This is a genomic window from Sphingobium sp. GW456-12-10-14-TSB1 (genome assembly GCF_059424385.1).
In genome coordinates this window covers 409,307-429,379 of record NZ_JBWKZI010000001.1, presented here as the reverse complement: position 1 = coordinate 429,379, position 20,073 = coordinate 409,307, and the positions used below count along the sequence as shown (strand labels likewise).

General features: G+C 60.0%; 14 protein-coding genes and 1 pseudogene. 7 read left to right on the top strand and 8 right to left on the bottom strand.

Annotated features, from left to right (window positions below; genetic code table 11):
* Window positions 1-128: 128 nt before the first annotated feature.
* The 6 genes from uvrA to AC07X9_RS02125 all read left to right on the top strand — a co-directional run bounded on the left by uvrA (window position 129) and on the right by AC07X9_RS02125 (window position 10,992).
* Complete coding sequence (uvrA, locus tag AC07X9_RS02150) at window positions 129-3,050, top strand: excinuclease ABC subunit UvrA (protein ID WP_017182015.1); 2,922 nt, start codon at window positions 129-131, stop codon at window positions 3,048-3,050.
* Window positions 3,051-3,335: 285 nt separating this feature from the next.
* Window positions 3,336-3,512, top strand: coding sequence for a hypothetical protein (locus tag AC07X9_RS02145; protein ID WP_176342094.1), 177 nt, complete (start codon window positions 3,336-3,338; stop codon window positions 3,510-3,512).
* A gap of 33 nt (window positions 3,513-3,545) precedes the next feature.
* Window positions 3,546-4,358: an IS5 family transposase gene (locus AC07X9_RS02140; RefSeq protein WP_086485423.1), complete on the top strand. Its 813-nt coding sequence runs from the start codon at window positions 3,546-3,548 to the stop codon at window positions 4,356-4,358.
* Between the two features lie 268 nt (window positions 4,359-4,626).
* Window positions 4,627-5,412 carry a hypothetical protein gene (locus tag AC07X9_RS02135; protein ID WP_140159553.1) on the top strand — a complete coding sequence of 262 codons (786 nt, stop codon included), beginning with the start codon at window positions 4,627-4,629 and terminating at the stop codon, window positions 5,410-5,412.
* Window positions 5,413-5,813: 401 nt separating this feature from the next.
* A complete protein-coding gene (locus AC07X9_RS02130) occupies window positions 5,814-5,960 on the top strand; it encodes a hypothetical protein (protein ID WP_167383149.1) in 147 nt (48 codons plus the stop codon).
* Window positions 5,961-6,315: 355 nt separating this feature from the next.
* A complete protein-coding gene (locus AC07X9_RS02125) occupies window positions 6,316-10,992 on the top strand; it encodes an NAD-glutamate dehydrogenase (protein ID WP_017183327.1) in 4,677 nt (1,558 codons plus the stop codon).
* Between the two features lie 405 nt (window positions 10,993-11,397).
* Here AC07X9_RS02125 and AC07X9_RS02120 read toward each other — a convergent pair whose 3' ends face one another.
* The 4 genes and pseudogenes from AC07X9_RS02120 to AC07X9_RS02105 form a co-directional block, all read right to left on the bottom strand.
* Entirely contained in the window at window positions 11,398-12,480 is a 1,083-nt protein-coding gene (locus tag AC07X9_RS02120; RefSeq protein ID WP_031309815.1) for an IS5 family transposase, read from the bottom strand.
* 32 nt (window positions 12,481-12,512) lie between these two features.
* Complete coding sequence (istB, locus tag AC07X9_RS02115; protein ID WP_086485926.1) at window positions 12,513-13,280, bottom strand: IS21-like element helper ATPase IstB; 768 nt, start codon at window positions 13,278-13,280, stop codon at window positions 12,513-12,515.
* Entirely contained in the window at window positions 13,267-14,781 is a 1,515-nt protein-coding gene (istA, locus tag AC07X9_RS02110; protein WP_021238707.1) for an IS21 family transposase, read from the bottom strand. The genes istB and istA overlap by 14 nt, the downstream gene beginning before the upstream one ends.
* Before the next feature lie 115 nt (window positions 14,782-14,896).
* Window positions 14,897-15,142: pseudogene (locus tag AC07X9_RS02105) on the bottom strand (transposase); the annotation flags it as partial.
* A gap of 101 nt (window positions 15,143-15,243) precedes the next feature.
* Here AC07X9_RS02105 and AC07X9_RS02100 point away from each other — a divergent pair.
* Window positions 15,244-16,731 carry an RES family NAD+ phosphorylase gene (locus AC07X9_RS02100; protein WP_086485432.1) on the top strand — a complete coding sequence of 496 codons (1,488 nt, stop codon included), beginning with the start codon at window positions 15,244-15,246 and terminating at the stop codon, window positions 16,729-16,731.
* Window positions 16,732-16,842: 111 nt separating this feature from the next.
* Here the strand turns inward: AC07X9_RS02100 and AC07X9_RS02095 are convergent, their stop codons facing one another.
* The 4 genes from AC07X9_RS02095 to AC07X9_RS02080 form a co-directional block, all read right to left on the bottom strand.
* Window positions 16,843-17,511 carry a hypothetical protein gene (locus AC07X9_RS02095; RefSeq protein ID WP_140159552.1) on the bottom strand — a complete coding sequence of 223 codons (669 nt, stop codon included), beginning with the start codon at window positions 17,509-17,511 and terminating at the stop codon, window positions 16,843-16,845.
* A gap of 139 nt (window positions 17,512-17,650) precedes the next feature.
* The gene (locus AC07X9_RS02090) at window positions 17,651-17,959 is read right to left on the bottom strand and encodes a hypothetical protein (RefSeq protein WP_140159551.1); all 309 of its coding nucleotides are present in this window, start codon (window positions 17,957-17,959) and stop codon (window positions 17,651-17,653) included.
* Complete coding sequence (locus tag AC07X9_RS02085) at window positions 17,952-18,845, bottom strand: type IV secretory system conjugative DNA transfer family protein (RefSeq protein WP_086485431.1); 894 nt, start codon at window positions 18,843-18,845, stop codon at window positions 17,952-17,954. The genes AC07X9_RS02090 and AC07X9_RS02085 overlap by 8 nt, the downstream gene beginning before the upstream one ends.
* A complete protein-coding gene (locus tag AC07X9_RS02080) occupies window positions 18,845-20,068 on the bottom strand; it encodes an IS256 family transposase (RefSeq protein ID WP_026002694.1) in 1,224 nt (407 codons plus the stop codon). The genes AC07X9_RS02085 and AC07X9_RS02080 overlap by 1 nt, the downstream gene beginning before the upstream one ends.
* Window positions 20,069-20,073 lie beyond the last annotated feature (5 nt).

The following is a 20,073-nucleotide window of genomic DNA, read 5'->3' as shown; positions in this document are numbered from 1 at the left end:
ACAGGGCAGCTAGCTTTGCGCTCCACGGTGCGGATTTTCCCTTCTCAAATCCCTGCCCTCGCCCCATCTGTCGGGACGATCGGCAGATGGACTTGCCCGAACAGAACAAATCTGGAACAACACGCCCCATGAGTCTGACCCACATAAGTGTGCGCGGCGCGCGCGAGCATAACCTCAAGGGCGTCGATGTCGATTTGCCCCGCGATTCCCTCATCGTCATTACTGGCCTGTCGGGATCGGGCAAAAGCTCGCTCGCCTTCGACACCATCTATGCCGAAGGACAGCGGCGCTATGTGGAATCGCTTTCCGCCTATGCGCGCCAGTTTCTGGAGATGATGCAGAAGCCCGATGTGGAGCATATCGAGGGTTTGAGCCCCGCAATCAGCATCGAGCAGAAGACCACATCCAAGAATCCGCGCTCGACCGTCGCGACCGTTACCGAAATCTACGATTATATGCGCCTGTTATGGGCGCGGGTCGGCATCCCCTACAGCCCCGCCACCGGCCTGCCGATCAGCGCCCAGACCGTCAGCCAGATGGTCGATCGCGTGATGCTGCTGCCGCAGGGCACCCGCTTTTACCTCCTTGCGCCCGTCGTGCGCGGGCGGAAGGGCGAATATCGCAAGGAATTGGCCGAATGGCAGAAGGCGGGCTATACCCGCGTCCGCATCGACGGCGAAATGATGCTGATCGAGGACGCCCCCGCGCTCGACAAGAAATATAAGCATGACATCGAAGTCGTGGTCGACCGCCTGGCCGTGGAAAACGACATGGGTACCCGCCTCGCCGACAGTTTCGAGCAGGCGCTCAAACTTGCCGACGGCCTGGCCTATGTCGATCTGGCCGATGGCGTCGTGCCGGGCCGCGAGGATGAAGCCCCTGCCGCCGACAAGAAGATGAAGGGGTCCGGCATCCCCGCCAACCGCATCGTGTTCAGTGAAAAATTCGCTTGTCCCGTCAGCGGTTTCACCATCGCGGAGATCGAGCCGCGCCTCTTTTCCTTTAACGCGCCCATGGGCGCCTGCCCGGCGTGCGACGGCCTTGGCGAACGGCTGGAGTTCGACCCCGAACTGGTCGTCCCCAACGAAGCCCTGAGCCTCAAGAAGGGCGCGGTCGTCCCCTGGGCAAAATCCAACCCGCCCAGTCCCTATTATATGCAAGTGCTCGGCTCTTTGGCCAAGGAATTCGGCTTCAGCCTCGACACACCCTGGTCGGACCTGCCGGGCGAAGTGAAGCTCATCATCCTGCACGGTACCGGCGGCAAGCCGGTCACCCTGAAATTCATGGATGGCCGCAAGAGCTATGAGGTGAAGAAAGCGTTTGAGGGCGTCATCGGCAATCTCAACCGCCGTCTGTTGCAAACCGAATCCGCCTGGATGCGCGAGGAACTGAGCAAATATCAGCGCGCCCAGCCCTGCGAAACCTGCCACGGTGCGCGCCTCAAACCCGAAGCGCTGGCGGTCAAGATTGCGGGCGAGGATATTTCCCTCTCCACCCGCCGATCGGTCGTGGACGCGCTCAATTTCTTCACCGCGATGCCGGACAAGCTAAACGATCAGCAGAACCAGATCGCCAAGGCCATTCTCAAGGAAATCGTCGAGCGCCTGGGCTTCCTCAACAATGTCGGGCTCGATTATCTCAATCTCGACCGCACCAGCGGCACGCTGTCCGGCGGCGAATCCCAGCGCATTCGCTTGGCGTCCCAGATCGGTAGCGGGCTGTCCGGCGTACTCTACGTCCTCGATGAACCGTCGATCGGCCTGCACCAGCGCGACAATGACCGGTTGCTCGTGACCTTGAAGCGCCTGCGCGACCTGGGCAACAGCGTGATCGTCGTCGAGCATGACGAGGATGCGATCCGCCACGCCGACTATATCGTCGACATGGGGCCGGGCGCAGGCATCCATGGCGGGCAGATCGTCACCCAGGGCACGCTGTCCGACATCCTCGCCGCCAAAGGGTCGCTGACCGCCGACTATCTGAACGGCACCCGCCGCATCGACGTGCCGAAGAAGCGCCGCAAGGGATCGGGCAAGAAGATCACCGTCCACAATGCCCGCGCCAACAATCTGCGCGGCGTCACCGCATCGATCCCGCTTGGCACCTTCACCTGCATCACCGGCGTCTCCGGCTCCGGCAAGTCCAGCTTCACCATCGACACGCTCTACGCCGCCTCCGCCCGCGCCCTGAACGGCGCCCGCATTCTGGCCGGCGCGCATGACAAGGTGACGGGCCTGGAACATTGCGACAAGGTGATCGACATCGACCAGTCACCCATCGGCCGCACTCCCCGCTCCAACCCGGCCACCTATACCGGCGCCTTCACCAACATCCGCGACTGGTTCGCGGGCCTCCCCGAAGCCCAGGCGCGCGGCTACAAGCCCGGCCGTTTCAGCTTCAACGTCAAGGGCGGCCGATGTGAAGCGTGCCAGGGCGACGGCGTGCTCAAGATCGAGATGCACTTCCTGCCCGACGTCTATGTGACATGCGACGTATGCCACGGCGCACGCTACAATCGCGAAACGCTGGAGGTGAAGTTCAAGGGCCAGTCGATCGCCGACGTGCTGGACATGACGGTCGAGGACGCGGTCGAATTCTTCAAGGCCGTCCCGCCCATCCGCGACAAGATGGCGATGCTCGCCGAAGTGGGCCTTGGCTATATCAAGGTCGGCCAGCAGGCCACGACCCTGTCCGGCGGCGAAGCGCAGCGGGTCAAGCTCGCCAAGGAACTTTCCCGCCGCGCCACCGGCAACACCCTCTACATTCTGGATGAACCGACCACGGGCCTCCATTTCGAGGATGTCCGCAAACTCTTGGAAGTCCTCCACGCGCTGGTCGACCAGGGCAACAGCGTCGTCGTGATCGAACATAATCTGGACGTCATCAAGACCGCCGACTGGATCATCGACATGGGACCGGAAGGCGGCGTGAAGGGTGGCGAAGTGGTTGCCGAGGGCACGCCGGAAAAGGTCGCCAAGGAATCCCGCAGTTTCACTGGCCACTATCTCGCTCCCCTTTTGGCTCGTCCAAAGGCCGAGGCCGCAGAATGATTGAATCCTCGACATTTGAACGCGCCAAGACCGTCCGGGGTACGGTCAACGCAGTCAACCAGAGGGCGGCGTCAAGAGCGGCGAGGTGGTAGCTGAGGGCACATCGGAGACGGTTGTGAAGAGCCGCGATGATTTACGGGGTAACATCTCGCTTCAATCTTAGCTTAACTGATGAATGAGTTTTCTATATAATATACAGGGGCATATAATTAATTAATAAAACTATTGAAAATGATATGTAGATCAATTTCTATGTTTTATTGTAATAAATTATTGGATATTGAAATGACCATATCTGAAAATGAATACTCTGGTTCATTTGGTCACTATTTTCAACACTATTTGCCTGATAATAGATTTGGCGACATCGAGAACATACTAGAAAAAAGGGGATTTTCTGGAAAAATAATAAGCTACTCAGAGGCCGTTTCGAAAGGGGTTGAGCAGCTGAGGCACATGTGATTCCGGGAGTTTGCAGACATCTCGGAGGCAGGTATGTGGACCCCAGCCACCCGCGCGCAGCATACGCGGGTCTCGAAGCGATACCAGACGGATTTGATCGACGCGGAGTGGCAGTTGATCGCAGTTTTTCTGCCGATGCCCGGTTCGACCGGACGACGGCGCGGATGGCCGATGCGTGAGATCGTGAACGCCATTTTCTATGTTCTGCGCGGCGGGATCGCATGGCGCTTGCTGCCGAAAGACTTTCCGCCATGGCAGACGGTCTATCGCTGGTTTGCCCGTTTGCGGGACGAGGCCGTGTTCGAGCGGATAAACCACGCGCTGGTGATGGCGGATCGTCAACGCGTGGGGCGCGAAGCCAGCCCGAGCGCGGCCATCATCGACAGCCAGAGCGTCAAAACTACGGAAAGCGGCGGCCCACGGGGCTACGACGCCGGCAAGAAGATCAAGGGCCGCAAGCGCCATGCCTTGGTCGATACCGATGGCAGGGCGCTGCTGGTCGAACCCCACACCGCCGATGTGCAGGATCGTGATGGCGGCGGCGCAGTGCTGCAAATCTCCCGCAGCCTGTTCCCGTTCATCGAGAAGGTCTGGGCCGATGGTGGCTACAACCATGAGCGCGTCACCCAGGCCACCAATATCAAGGTCGAGATCGTCAACAAGATCACCGGTCAGACCGGCTTTGTCGTCCTGCCACGACGCTGGGTCGTCGAACGCTTCTTCGCATGGATCAACCGAAATCGCCGCCTGGCCAAGGATGTCGAGGCTACGCTGAAATCCGCAGCGGCCTTCCTCTACGCCGCCGCCGCACTGCTCATGATCCGCAGACTGGCACGGTCAGCATGAGTTTCGAAACCGACTCTCAGATATTTATTCATTATCCCCGATCAATGCCGTCCTATGTAATTTAGCAGATAATATTATAAATTACTGTAATTTAACATGGGGTTGCAATTCGGAAATTAATATCTGCTTTATTGATTGTGATGGTTTAGAAAATGCATTTTGTTCTAAAATACGAGACAGATATGTTATTTGTTATTTTAGCGGACTTACTGGTTTACTAGCTAGAAACTGCAGCATATGGCCATGTACTGAAATTGGAAAAGAATTCATGGACATATCAGATGATTTCCATGAAGTTATCACAGAAAAAAATTACAAAAAACTACCTAGAGAAAATGGAATACCTATTATTACGACCACCAAAGATCCATCTCTTTTTAAACTATTATGTGGCGTCTTTGGAATGGTTATATTTCATGAAATTGGCCATATCTTGAACGGGCATTTAGATTTTAAAATATCGAAAGAAAATTTTCTTTCTATTGATGGAATTCATTTATTCGAGGACAGAAGCTCCTCGTTGAGAACGTATAACACGCTAGAATTTGACGCCGATGCTTTTGCTGCAATTGGTTGGCTAAACATGGTTCGCAGCGCCATGAATAAAAAATATTCAAAAGTACCAGAGTTTCTCAAATTTTCGTATAAATCCCCTAACGACTTAGGTGAGTTTTCTTTGATATGCGCGTTTCTTATGTTTCTCGGTGATGACGTAATTCCTTATCGGGACAATGATGATTATACTTTTGATAAAACCCATGCCAGATCCGACGTAAGAGCATGGTGCATCATGTTAACTATAGCAGAATTCCTACATCGCCATCGACTATCTAAGAATCCTTACGAACATATCGCTTCAGTCTATACTAGTATGATATCATCTTCTGTGCTAATTACAGGAAATGATGTAAAAAGTATGTCAGAAATAATGGATTACTATTTAGAATATCTTAATCTTGTCCTGCCGCGGTGGGCAACGCTGAGAGATACTTTGCAACTAATAAAGCCGTCCAAATTGAGCAACTTGGCACCTGCAAGTTGTGAAAAGGGTTAGCTCTAGACTATTCCCCCGTTCTCAATTTCCCCCTCCCCCGCTGATAGTCAAGCAGGATAGGTATGTTCGACGACCCATCCACGGCTGGTTTCATCCTGTTCTGCAACGCGGCTTTGAAGTTGTCGGTTTCGCCCTGCTGGATGGGCTGGCCGACCCTATCGGGTCCGCTTCTTCGATGCAGCAAGTAGTGATCAGTTCCTGACCATTGCACGAGAGTATTTGATCGCAGATCACATGGGCTAATATGCATCCGGGTCCGCCCCGGAAATGTTGGAACTAGTGCGCAACCACGCCAGTCCTTCGGAACGCGAGAAAGCCCCTCTTAAAGCCATCAAGGACATAGGCGGCAACTGGTAACATAAGTCGCTGGCGATAGTACTAACCCTTTGTCTAGGGCCACCGTGCCACTAGAGCGCCTTTATGGCGACGAACGCTGCAAAGTGCAGACCCGCGTGGTCTTTGCCGACGCCCGCGCGTTCACCAGCCCGGTCGACTATTGCGGGGTCACCAATCTGGTCGTCACCGACAGAAATATGTTCACGGAGTAACAGAGCCGCCCCCCCTTTGGGACAGCGCTGCAACATATAGGCGTGGCGCGGCACGACGCGCCGCCTGGCTTGGGCGGATCGCGGCAAAATGCGCCGAAAGCGCCTGTATCCCGCTCGACATGCGGCGCGGGCTGGCCGATAGTCACGTCACGACCTGCCCCGCCGGCCTGTTCGGGGCATGTTGCGGTGCATCATATTATTTCAATGTTAAGACACTTTATTTCGCAATCAGACTTGAGCCTCCCGATGGGCGGAGGCATATAGACGCTCGAAAGCCGAGGAGACGCATGGCGGCGATCCAGTGCCTCCTCCGTTCAATTCCAAGCGGGACGAACCCGCATGAGAGGTTAGGCGAATGACGGCGCTGGCGGACGCGAACATCAAGGAAGTCGACAAGTTCATTCGGGAGGCGCTGGAGACAGCGCTGGAGCGTGGTGCGCTGCCCGGCGAACGCGAAGGGCTGGACGAGCATGGCATTGCCGCCGCCGCCGCCTTTCTGGGCCGCACCGCCAACGGGCGCAAGCCGGGCGAAGCCGCCATCATGGTCGAAACATTGGGCGAAGGCGCCAATGGCCGTTACATGCGGATCGCGATCGTCAACGACGACATGCCGTTTCTGGTCGACAGTATCGCCAACGCGCTCGCGGCCGCCGACATCACCATCCACCGCCTGCTGCACCCCGTCCTGTCGGTAACCCGGCATGCCGACGGATCAATCGCCGCCATTCTGGACGATGACGCGCCGGGCGCGCGGCGCGAATCGATGATTTACATGGAAGCGGACCGGGCAGACGCCAAGGCGCGGCGGGCGCTGGAAAAGGCGATGCGCGATACGCTGGCCGACGTGCGGGCGGCGGTGGCGGACTGGGCGCCGATGCAGGCGGCGATGTCGGCGGACGCCGATGCTGTGCCGGATGAGGAAGGCGCGGCGCTGCTGCGCTGGTTCCTGGCGCGCCATTTCACCCAGACCGGGCACGAACTGTGCAACCGCGACGGTACCACCCAGTCGCAGCTCGGCATCTGCACCCTGCGCGACAAGACGCTGATCGCCCCGGCTTCGCTGGAAGCCGCCTTCGTGTGGTTCGAGGAAGGCAAACGCACGCCGCTGATCATCAAGTCCAGCCGCCTCTCGCGCATTCATCGCCATGTGCTGCTCGACCTGATCATCATCCCCGTGCGCGAAGGTCGCGAGGTCAAGGCGCTGTCGATCCATGCGGGCATGTGGACCAGTTCGGGCCTGTCGGCGACCCCGGACAAGGTGCCTTTGCTGCGATCGACGCTGTCGAACCTGATGGACAAGTTCGGCTTCGATCCGGCGGGCCATGCGGGCAAGACGCTGGCCCACGCGCTCACTGCCCTGCCCCATGACATCACGATCGGCTTTGATCGCGAGACGCTGGAGCGGCTGGCGCTGACCTTCATGTCGCTGACGGACCGGCCGCGGCCGAAACTGGCGCTCGCGACCAGCGCACTGGCGCGCCATCTTTATGCCTTTGTCTGGCTGCCGCGCGACGAATTGTCGACCGCGCGCCGGATGGCGGTGCAGGATATGCTGGCGCAGGCGTCGAACGGGCCGGTTCTCAGCTGGTCGATCGCGCTGGAGGAAGGCGGACTGGCGCTGCTGCGCATCACGCTCGACCTGCGCGAAGGCGGCGTGGTGCCGGATGACGCGGAACTGGACCATCAACTCAAGCAGATGGTGCGCGGCTGGCTGCCCGCCGTCGAGGAAGCGCTGGCCCAGACCGAGGAGCCGGGCCGCGCCGCCGCGCTGGCGCAACGCTACGCCGGGGGTTTCCCTGCGGTCTATCGCAACGGCGCCGGGCCAGCCGAAGCGGCTATCGACATCCGCCTGATCCATGGTCTGTCCGGGGCGGACGACAAATCGATCCGCATCTATCGCAATCCTGAGGATAGCGCGGAACGGCTGCGGCTCAAACTCTACAGCCATATGACGATCGCCTTGTCAGAAGTCGTCCCGGCGTTCGAGAATTTCGGTTTTCGCGTGATCGAGGAGATGACGACGGCCATCGACGCCAATGGCCAGAAGGGCGCGCTGGGCCATGTCCAGCGTTTCGTGCTGGAACTGCCCGCTGGCGGCGATGCACAGGGCGTGGTCGACCGCGCCGACATCGTCACCGAAGCGATCGCCCAGGTGCTGGAAGGCCGGGCGGAAAATGACCGCTTCAACGAACTGATCGTCACCGCCGGGCTGACGCCGCGATCGGTCGTGCTGTTCCGGGCGCTGTTCCGCTATCTGCGCCAGACCGGCATGGCCTATGGCATGGCGACCTTTGCCGAAACGCTGCGCCGTGCGCAGGGGGTTGCCGTCAATCTGGTCGCCCTGTTCGAGGCGCTGCATGATCCCGCCGCGCGCGATGGCGCGGACGCGCGCGTGACCGAGGCGCAGGCGGCGATCGACGCCGGGCTGGAAGCCGTGACCGCGATCGACGAGGATCGGGTGCTGCGCCTGTTGCGCGCGGTCATCACCGCGACGCTGCGCACCAATTTCTTCAGCAAGGCCGCAGTCGAGGCGCTGGCGTTCAAGCTGGACAGCGCGCAGGTTCCCGGCCTGCCCGCGCCGCTGCCATGGCGCGAAATCTGGGTCTATTCCCCCAGGGTAGAGGGCATCCATCTGCGTGCCGGGCCGGTCGCGCGCGGCGGGTTGCGCTGGTCCGACCGGCGCGACGATTTCCGCACCGAGATATTGGGCCTGATGAAGGCGCAGCGGGTGAAGAACGCCGTGATCGTGCCGACCGGGGCCAAGGGCGGCTTCTATCCCAAGCAATTGCCCAATCCGCAGGCCGATCGTGATGCCTGGCTGGCCGAGGGTACGGAAAGCTACCGCATCTTCATCCGCGCGCTGCTGTCGGTCACCGACAATATCGTCAACGATCATGTGAAGCACCCCGCCCAGGTCGTCGTGCGCGATGGCGACGACCCCTATTTCGTGGTCGCCGCCGACAAGGGGACGGCGACCTTCAGCGACGTGGCCAATGGCATTGCGCTCGACCGCAAATTCTGGCTCGGCGATGCCTTTGCCAGCGGCGGGTCTAACGGTTACGACCATAAGGCGATGGGTATCACCGCGCGCGGAGCATGGATCTCCGTCCAGCGCCACTTTGCCGAAATGGGCGTCGACGTGCAGAGCGAACCGATCAGCGTCGTGGGCTGCGGCGACATGTCGGGCGATGTGTTCGGCAACGGCATGTTGCTCAGCAAGGCGATCAAGCTGGTCGCCGCCTTCGATCATCGTCACATCTTCTTCGATCCTGCGCCCGATCCCGCCAGAAGCTGGGAGGAGCGCAACCGCATGTTCCAGCTGCCCCGCTCAAGCTGGGACGATTATGACAAGGCGCTGATCTCGAAGGGCGGCGGCGTATTTTCCCGCGCGCTCAAGAGCATAACGCTGACTCCGGAAATCCAGGCGATACTGGGCGTCACCGATGCCGAGATGGAGCCGACCGCGCTGATTTCCGCGATCCTCAAGGCCCCGGCCGACCTGCTCTGGTTCGGCGGCATTGGCACCTATGTAAAGGCGGCCGCGCAAAGCCACAGCGATGTCGGCGATCCCGCCAATGACCGGTTGCGCGTGAATGCAGAGCAACTGCGCGTCAAGGTGATCGGTGAAGGTGCCAATCTGGGCACGACGCAGGCTGGGCGCATCGCCTTTTCGCTGCATGGCGGACGGATCAACACCGATTTCATCGACAATAGCGCGGGCGTCGATTGTTCGGATAATGAGGTTAACATCAAGATCGCGCTCAACAAGGAGATGGCCGAGGGTCGCCTGCCGTTCGAGGAGCGCAATGCGCTGCTGGAAAGCATGACCGATGCCGTCGGCGCGATCGTGCTGGAGGATAATCGCCTTCAGGCGCTGGGACTGTCGATCGCCGAAAATGGCGGCGCGGCGGATCTGGCAAGCTATGTCCGCCTGATCGAGACATTCGAGGAAAGTGGGCGCCTTGACCGGCAGGTTGAAGGACTGGCCGCCAATGACCAGTTGCTGCGGCGTGGGCAGGACGGCCAGGGGCTGACCCGACCCGAACTGGCTGTGCTGCTTTCGACCGCCAAGCTGTCCTTGCAGGATGCGATCGAACAAAGCGACATCGCCAGCGACGACAGCATGACTGGCGAATTGATGGCCGCCTTCCCGCCTGCGATGCAGGAAAAGGAGGCCGATGCGATTGCCGCCCATGCGCTGCGCAGGGAAATCATCGCCACCAAGGTCGCCAATCGCATCGTGAACCGGCTGGGCCTGATCCATCCGTTTGAAATGGTGGAGGAGGAAGGCTGTTCGCTGGGCGACATGGCCAGCGCCTTCCTGATTGCCGAGCGCCTCTATGACATCGACGCGCTATGGGCGGATATTGACGCCGCCGAGATGGCGGAAAGCGCGCGCCTTGCCCTGTTCGGCGACATTGCCAGCGGGATGCGGGCGCAGATTGCCGACATCTTGCGCAGCCAACCGGCCGGAACATTGCCCAGCGCCGGACTGGCTGCCCTCAAACAAGGAGTCGGCACATTGGCGGCGCAGGTCGACGATCTGCTGACGAGCGAAGCACAGCGCCGCACCAATGCGGTGACAGACAGGCTGCTGGCGCTCGGCGCGCCAGAGGCTCTGGCGCGGCGTGCGGCGGGTCTGTTCAAGCTGGACGGCGCAGTCGGAATCGCGGCCCTGGCCGGAAAGATGGGCGTGGGTGAAGTCGCGCTGACCCGCGCCTTCACCCATCTGGGCGAAGCAGTCGGAATCGACTGGGTCCAGTCAGCCGCCGCGCGCATGGAGCCGAGCGACCCGTGGGAGCGGCTGCTGATTTCGGGCGTCGCCCGCGACATGCAGCAGGTCCGGCTCGATTTCCTGGCCCATGGCAAAGGCAAGGACATATCGGACCATGTCGAGCAATGGCTGATCCAGCGCGGCCCCCGCATCCGCCAGTTCCGCACCCTGGTACAACGCGCCAAGGCCGCGGCGACGCCCAATGTGGCGATGCTGGCCGAAATTGCCGGTCAAGCGCGCGGACTGTTGGGCCGGTAACCAGCGCCGCTGAGGGACGAAGGAGGCGGCCACCGCCGTCTCCGCTTCCCGCATGATTCGATGATGTTTGTCAAACGGCGTTCAAAAGGGACCCCCGATCGGCGTCGAAGAGGGACCCCCTTTTCAGATAATATGATGCTGGTTTGTTGAAGATGGCCTTGCGCTGCGTGCGGCGGAGGGCGGGCGTAGCCCGACCGGAGGCGCGCGCAGCGCAAGATAGATTTTTGAAGGCGCCGAAGGTGGCTGTCAGCTGGACACCTCGAAGAACCGCTGGATTTGCGTGTAGGGTCGACGGTGCGGATTGAGGCGGCGTGGAAGGAGTGATGTTGCAGCGTATTTGTCGGTGATTTCGATATTGCCGGTGCCGCAGTGGCCGGATTTACCGTCGGTAGCGCTTGGTTCATATCAAGCAGGCGCAGTTCGCCCTTCGAGCCAGGCCAAGCGCTGGAAGTTATAGGCCAAGTTGGCCATGCCGATCTTGATGGTAGCGCGGGCGATGCCGATGGTGCGCACGACCAGCCCCATGCGGTTCTTTTGCCCGGCGAACACATGCTCGACCTGGGCGCGGATCTTGGAACGCCGGGTATTGGCCTTGGCGATCCGCTCAGGCAACGCTCGCCGCGGTTTACGCCGCTGGTGAATGTGGCTGGTGAACATGCCACTGGCCAGGAACGCCTCGTTCTTCTTGGATCGATAGGCGGTATCAGCCCAGACGCCGGAGGCAGTGTTGTCCTTACTGATCAGAACCGGCAGCCGTGCGCCGTCATGGGCATTGGCGGCGCTGGCATCCCAGGTGCGGATCAGCCCATGGGTTTTGTCGATGCCGATATGATTCTTGTACCCGAACATCGGGATGGCCAGATCGACCGGCCTAGCCGCCTTGGGATCGGCGCCCTCTTTGATCTTGGCCTTGCTGTACTTGATCGACCAGCGCGCATCACGGTCCTTTTGCCGGGTCTTGGCCGGCTTCCAGCCCTCGGGCACGCCGCCTTCCTTGATCGCTGCTTTCTCCGCTTCGGTATTGCGCTGTTTGGGTGCCTGCACGACCGTAGCGTCGATGATTTGCCCGCCCATGGCGAGATAGCCCCGATCCTTGAGGGCAGCGTCGAAGCGAGCGAAAAGTTTGTCTATGGCCTTGGCATTTACCAGGCGTTCCCGAAACAGCCACACCGTGGTCGCATCCGGCACGGTGCCATCGAGCCCAAGGCCCAGGAACCGTTGGAATGACAACCGGTCTTTGATCTGAAACTCGGCGGCCTCGTCCGACAGCGAATAGAGCGCCTGTAGAACCAGAATCTTGAACATCAGCACCGGATCAAAGGGCGGTCGCCCACCCTTGCCGCGAACGCAGCGACGAAGCGCTGCCACCAGCGGACCACGGAAAACCTCGAAATCCACAACTGCCGCTAATCGCTCCAGCGGATCGCCCGCCGCGCTCAGCGCATCGTACCGGTCCGAAAGATCGAAGAAACCAGGCTGACTTGCCATCATCGCCTCCTACGCATCGCCGACGAAGTGAATCAAATCCGCCGATCAAACGCCAGAGTTTTTCGAGGTGTCCAGCTGCGGTTTTTGAAGCGCCAGCTGTCGTTGCCCGTCTCGACGATATCGCAGTGGTGGGTGACGCGGTCGAGCAGCGCCGTGGTCATCTTGGGATCGCCGAACACGGTCGGCCATTCGCCGAAGGCGAGGTTCGTGGTGATGATGACGCTGGTCCGCTCATAAAGCTTGCTGATGAGGTGGAACAGCAACTGCCCTCCCGAGCGGGCGAACGGCAGATAACCGAGCTCGTCGAGAACGATCAGGTCGAGCCGCGACAGCTGCGCCGCCAGGGTCCCGCCTTTGCCGATCCGGGTCTCCTCTTCGAGGCGTGTCACCAGATCGACGGTGTTGAAGTAGCGGGCGCGAGCGCCCCTTCGCACGACATTGGCGGTGATCGCGATGGCGAGGTGGGTCTTGCCTGTCCCCGTGCCGCCGACCAGCACGATATTGCGGCGAGGCGGGAGGAAGGAGCCATCGTGAAGGGAGCGGATCATCTCCTCATTGATCGGTGTGCCCTCGAAGCTGAACCGCTCCAGGTCCTTCACCACGGGCAGCCTCGCAGCCGTCATCCGATAGCGGATGGAGGCTGCATCCCGGTGGGTCGCCTCAGCACGGAGCAGGTCGGTCAGTATCTCCATGGTGGTGCGCTTGCGCTGGAGGCCGGTGGTGACCGCCTCGTCGAACGCCGCCGCCATGCCCTTGAGTCCGAGGCCGCGCATCGTGTCGATCATATCATGCCGCTGCATCATAGCCTCGCAGCAGATCATAGCGGGCACAGTCGGCGAGCGGAGGATGCTGCAGCATCCGGTCTTCCGAAGTGACGATGCTGTGGGGTGTCGCCGGCTCGCGGCGCCGGGAGAGGATGTTGAGGATCAGCTCGTCGCTGGCCGTTCCGTTCGCCAACGCTTCGCGCACGGCAGCCTCTACCGGCTCCAGGCCATCGGTGAGCACCGCCGAGAGGACCCGCACGAACCTGCGATCGGCCTCGTCCCCGGTGCCGAGCCTTCGCCGTAATCGGTGCAGGGCGGGCGGCAGATCCCAGTCCTGGAACGGTGCGCCGTTACGCAGCGCGCCGGGCTTGTGCGCGAGGACCGGCAGATAATGCCAGGGATCGTATATCGTGCGGTTCCGACCGAAGTGGCGCTCATGCTCCCCGACGATCGCATCGCCGCAGCGTATGACGATGCGATCGGCATAGGAGCGCACCTGAACGGTCCGGCGTGCGGCCGTCGACATGACCGAGTAGCGGTTGCGATCGAAGCTGATGAGGCAGGTGCCGGTGACGGCATGCTCGCTCTCATGGAAGCCGTCGAACGGTGCCAGGATCGGCTGCAGGGCCGGTCGCTCCATATCCAGCGCCTCGGCGACGGTAATATCCCCGCGTTCGGGATGGGCATGATGCTCGGCCCAGCGCCGGCACTCGGCCTCCAGCCACCCGTTGAGCTCGGCCAGGCTGGCGAACCGGAGCCGCGGCTGGAAGAAGCGGCCTCGGATTGTCTGGACCTGCTGCTCGACCTGGCCCTTCTCCCATCCCGCCGCCGGCGAGCAGGCGGTCGGCTCGACCATGTAATGATCGGTCATGATCAGGAAGCGGCGGTTGAACACACGCTCCTTGCCGGTGAACACGGCCGTCACCGCCGTCTTCATATTATCGTAGATACCGCGTCGCGGCACACCGCCGAAGAACGCGAACGCCCGGGCATGGGCATCGAACAGCATCTCCTGGCCCTCGCGCGGATAGGCCCGGACATAGGGTGCGCGCGAGTCGCAGAGACGCATATGCGCCACCTTCACCCGCATCGGCTTGCCGGCGATCTCCACATCCTCGTGGCTCCAGTCGAACTGGTAGGCCTCACCCGGCTGGAAGGTCATCGGGATGAACGCCGGTGCGCCTTCGCCAGCATCCTTCCGCCGCGCAGCACGCCAGCGCGCCGCATAGCGGCGCACCGCATCATAGGATCCATCGAACCCCTCGCGCACCAGCAGGTCATGGATACGCGTCATCCGTAGCCGATCGCGGCGGCCGCGACCTTCGTTCTCCTCAAGCAGCGCATCGAGACGATCCTGATAAGGACCGATCCGCGGCAGCGGCTGGACTTTGCGCTGATAGTTGAACGCCGCCTCCGGCGACCGGATCGCTTTGCGGACGACCTTCCGCGACAAACGAAGGTCACGAGCGATCGCCTTGATCGCCTTACCCGCTGCATGCTCACGCCGAATCCGAACCACTGTCTCCACGATCAACATCCCGTTCTCGCCAACTGATCAAAACCAGTCGGCCGACTAAATCCCCGGGATGAAGGGGTCCTTTTTGCACGCCGATCACCCCACGAAGGGGGTGCCTATTGCACGCTGATCCTCAAACCTCGATCTCGATCCGTCCACCGTCGGTCGTCACCGTCTTGCGGCCATAGCCGTTCCGGCTGTTGTTCCCTTGCTCCTCCTGGCCAAGATGGTGATCCATCTCCGCGTTGAGGGCGCGTTCGGCAAAGGCCTTCTTCAAAGAATCGAGCAGGCCGCCTTGGCTGAGTGCCGCTGCCGCGTCAGTGCCGGCCAGCAACTGATCGAGAATGGCGTTCGGTATTGAGGGTTCTTTCCGTCGTGACATATTGGGTCTCCTTGTTGCCCATTATGCCTCGCCGCACACGAAATTCCTGACAGTCCCAATCAGAATGATCGCTACCTTCTCGATGTTCAATGGGGCCAACCATGTCAGCCGATGATGATCGAAAAATTTGCCACAACTGTGTCGGCGAGGCCTATCTGAGCAACCTCATCGAAACCGATGGCGAGGTCGCTCTTTGCCATTACTGCGGTGACGATGAAGAAAAATGCATTCCGATTGAGGAGCTTGCCGATCATATCGAAGGCGCTTTCGAAAGACACTACTACCGCACTTCGGATCAGCCCGATATGTACGAGTCCATGCTGCTCCGGGACAAGGAGATCGACTACGACTGGGACCGTCACGGCGAGCCCGTCCTCGAAGCCATTGCCGAGGCTGCGTCCATCGAGGAGGATGCAGCAAAGGATGTCCTCGACATTCTGGAAGACCGCCACGCTGACTTCGAGTCAGCGCAAATGGGCGAAGAATGTGAATTCGATTCCGATAGCCGATACGAATGGAAGAGCGCGCGCGATCACGAGTTTGCGTTCGAATGGCGGAACATCGAACGCTCCCTCAAATCCCAATCGCGCTTCTTCAATCAGGGAGCAGAAGCATTTCTCGCGCGCCTCTTCGCCAATCTCGACGGACGCACGACGCGCGACGGCCATCCTGTGGTCGTCGCCGCTGGCCCCGATACCGCGCACGCCTCGTTCTTCCGTGCGCGGGTGTTCCACAAATCGGATGACCTCGATGAGGCCATGAAGCGTCCCGATCTCCACCTCGGGCCGCCGCCCGAACGCTTCGCCCGTGCTGGCCGCATGAATGCGAACGGCATCTCGATGTTCTATGGCGCATCCGACAAAGGCGTCGCACTCGCCGAGGTGCGCCCGCCTGTCGGTAGTCGCGCTCTCGTGGCCGAATTCAAAATAATGCGGCCACTACGTCTGCTCGACGTGACCGTTTTGCAATCGGTTTATGTCGATGGCAGCGTGTTTGATCCTGACTATCTGGAACAGCTATCGCTCGCGAAATTCATGGGACGGCTGAGCGACCGCATCACCATGCCGGTCATGCCAGACGATGAGCCAACCGAATATCTGATCACCCAGATGATCGCCGATTATCTGGCACGGCAGCCAGCTCCGGCCCTCGACGGTATCTTGTTCCCATCCGTCCAATCACCTGGCGATCATCGCAACGTCGTCTTGTTCCATCACGCATCGCGCGTACAGCACTTGGAGATTCCAAAAGGCACGGAAATTTCGGCACGCCAGTATGACTCGACCGAGGACGGTGACGAAACCGATTATCGAGTGTGGGAGGAAGTCCCGCCCGCTCCGGAAAAGAAGGAAGAACCGGATGATGAATTCGGCTTTCTTGCCTTCACGAAGCCGCCGCGATTTGATCCGAATGAGGATGCCCGAGACGTCACGCTTGCCGTCATGACGAATGCCATCTCGGCCCACCACATCACGGGTGTGACCTTCGCCACGGACGATTTCGAGGTCAGCCGCAGCCGGATGGAAAAGCGCGAGTGGAAGTTTGCGAGACCAGCGCAGAAGCCAATGCCTGATGATCTTGATTTCTGACACATTGCGCAGTTCATCTTGTCAAAGGCTAGAGCGCCGCGCTGGCCGCTCCGGCTAGGGCTGTCGCCGCCCGCTCCGATTAGGGCTGTCGCGTTGCTCTATGTCCCCAGATCAACGGGCGATTAGCACTTTCACATAGGTTGGCTCACCGCCCCATTTCCAGTTAGCGACACAAAATTCTGTGCGCCCCACCAATTCGCTAACCTCATCCCCAATCATTGCTTGGTTGGCGGGAACCCATGCATCGGATGCCGGGGCTTCGGCGAATACGGCACCATCTATAGCGTGAGCTAAATATCTTATATAGGTAAAATTATCTGCCGGAAATGTATTGCTCATTCCCAGATTTCTATTTATTTCTTCGCATATAGAACGGCTGATGCCGACTATCGCATACAGCATTTCTGATCTTGAATCATCTCCAACGCCTTTTATTCTTGCATCTATTAGTCCGGGGCCAACAGAGCTGTAATTTTCGATAATATATGGAGGAAAAAAAGAAATATTGGCGACCGGGCCTTTAGGGGCAAAAATCCATGTTCCCGGAATTCTGCTGGTAACGCAATTTGAGCTGCCCCATAGATAGCAAAATTGGTCCTCTTTAACCCCTTCGGAAAGCATCAGCCGTTTGACCAGATTTTCTGCTAGTGTGGCGTTCCCGACAATTAAAGCCGCTTGAGTTCTTATATTCTCGCTCGAACCGTCCTTGCTGCCGCCTTGTATGGAGCTCGTGACAGCATAAGAAAGCGCTGCAAACAGCACGACGGCCAGCAGGATCATGAAAAGAGCGGAACCGCATTGCGAGCGCGTATGACGGAGTGCCGAAGGCATTGATATACAAAGAGTATCATGGCCGATTCCGGCATGACAAGGGGGGCTTAGCCCCCCTTGCTTGTTCCGCCCGCAATGTCCAACTGCGCTACCGTGAGCGGCTGATTCCCTTGTCCGGCCTCTCGGTTACAATCGACTTGAACTCCCGATTGACATCACTCGCCTTGCCGACCTCTCGCGGCGGTTTGGGAACGCGGATCGGCGAGGCTTCCCGCCCCATTTCCATCGGCTGCGGTACTCTAATGCCTGACATACCCGGAGGGGCCAGCCGGGGATTGGGCAGACGGATGTTTTGCGGTGGCGGCATGCGCTGCTGCGTGTTGTCCTGATCGCGCTGCACAGGGCGGGGCGGCTGTGCCGCCCTCGCAAAGGGTGAGAACGGCTTGTCCTTATCCATCGACCCTCTCCCGCACTTCTTGTTCGGCGCGGAGGTTGCGCCCGAGCGTCTTCAGCCCAGGGTCTTCAAACCACCGAACTTTGGTGCCCATGATCGGATGATGGTTCTCAACAAAGATGAGCTGCTTGCCGCTGGGCAGGCGCATCAGTTCGTCAGGGAACGCCAGCTTGCGCTGTGCGAATGCATAGTTCTGGGTGTTGCTCATCGACGAGCTGGTTGACGTGCCATCCTTGCCCGAGGATGAGCCAAAGGTCCGCGCAATCGCATGGCTCAGATTCCAGACCGTCGTCACACCGCAAAGGGCCGAGAAATACTCCGCCGTCAGCCGGTCCCGGCTCCCGAAATATTGGATCATGCCGCTGTTCGCGATCATGCCCTCATACCCGTCGCCGTAGATGCTCTTCAGCTGACTCAGATCCTGGGCTATGCCCCAGAGCTGAATGCCAAAGCCTGCCATCAGCCCGAATGCCTGCTCGACCATGGTCAGGCGACCGAGCGCAGGCATCTCATCGAGAAGGAACAGGATGGGGTGCTCCGGCTGAAGTTCGATGTTGCGCGCATTGACGGTGATCGCCTGCTGAATGACCAGACGCAGCCAGCGGTCAAACGTCTTCAGGCGATCCGCAGGCAGCACGAGATAGACCGTCATCTCGCGCAGCTTCAGGTCTTCGAACGAGAAGTCCGACGCAGACAGGCTCTCACGGACGCGGTGGCTGTCGAGGAAGTTGGTCTGCGCCTGTGCCGAGGAGAGCACGTTCGAAAGCAGCCGCTCTTCCTTCTGGAGCGACCGCCGTCCGGTGCTGGCGACGACGTGATGCGGCGACGCCGCCATACGCATGAACAGGGGACTGTCAGGAATTTCGTGTGCGGCGAGGCGGTTGACCATCAGGCCGTCATGGCCCTGATGAAACGTTCGCCGAAGAGCACGGCAAATTGCGCCTTCGCCATGTTCCACTCACGCGGTGGCATTTTCCACTCTTTCTCCGATCGGTTCAAGATCAGATAGAGCAGCTTTGTCGCCGCCTCATCGTTGGGGAAATGGCCCCGCGCCCGGACAGCGCGGCGGAGCTTGGAATTGAGGGCCTCGATTGAATTGGTCGTATAGACGATCCGCCTGACCTCGTCGGGGAAGGCGAAAAATGGGATGACCTCAGGCCATGCCCGGCGCCAGCTCTGGCCGATAGCGGGATAGCGCTGGCCCCAGAAGCTGGCTTCGAAGGCGGTCAGCGCCTCCTCGGCGGCTGCGGCATCGACGGCACGATAGATGGCCTTCAGGGCTGTTCCGAGCGCCTTGCGATCCTTCCATGCCACGAAATCCATCGAGTTCCTCAGGAGATGGACGATGCAGGTCTGGACCATCGCTTCGGGGAAGACGGCGGTGATGGCATCGGGAAAGCCCTTGAGGCCATCGACGACGGCCAGCATGATATCCTCGACGCCGCGATTGCGCAGTTCGTTCATGACGCGCAGCCAGAATTTGGCGCCTTCATTCTGCTCCAGCCATAGCCCAAGGACCACCTTGGTGCCGTCGGCCATGACGCCCAGGGCAATATGGATCGCCTTATTGCGGACCATCCCCTCGTCGCGGATCTTGACCCGGATCGCATCGAAGAAAACCAACGGATAGGCTGGGTCCAGAGGCCGCTGCTGCCAGGCCGCAACCTCCTCCAGCACAGCGTCGGTGATCGTGCTGATCAGGTCGGGCGAGGCCTCTATGCCGTATAGTTCGCGCAGATGCCCGGTGATCTCACGGGTGCTCATGCCGCGCGCATACATCGAGATGATCTTGTCATCGAAGCCGGGAAAGCGACGCTGATACTTGGCGATCAGTTGAGGATCGAAGCTGCCCGCTCGATCACGCGGAACCTCGATCTCGATCCGTCCACCGTCGGTCGTCACCGTCTTGCGGCCATAGCCGTTCCGGCTGTTGTTCCCTTGCTCCTCCTGGCCAAGATGGTGATCCATCTCCGCGTTGAGGGCGCGTTCGGCAAAGGCCTTCTTCAAAGAATCGAGCAGGCCGCCTTGGCTGAGTGCCGCTGCCGCGTCAGTGCCGGCCAGCAACTGATCGAGAATGGCGTTCGGTATTGAGGGTTCTTTCCGTCGTGACATATTGG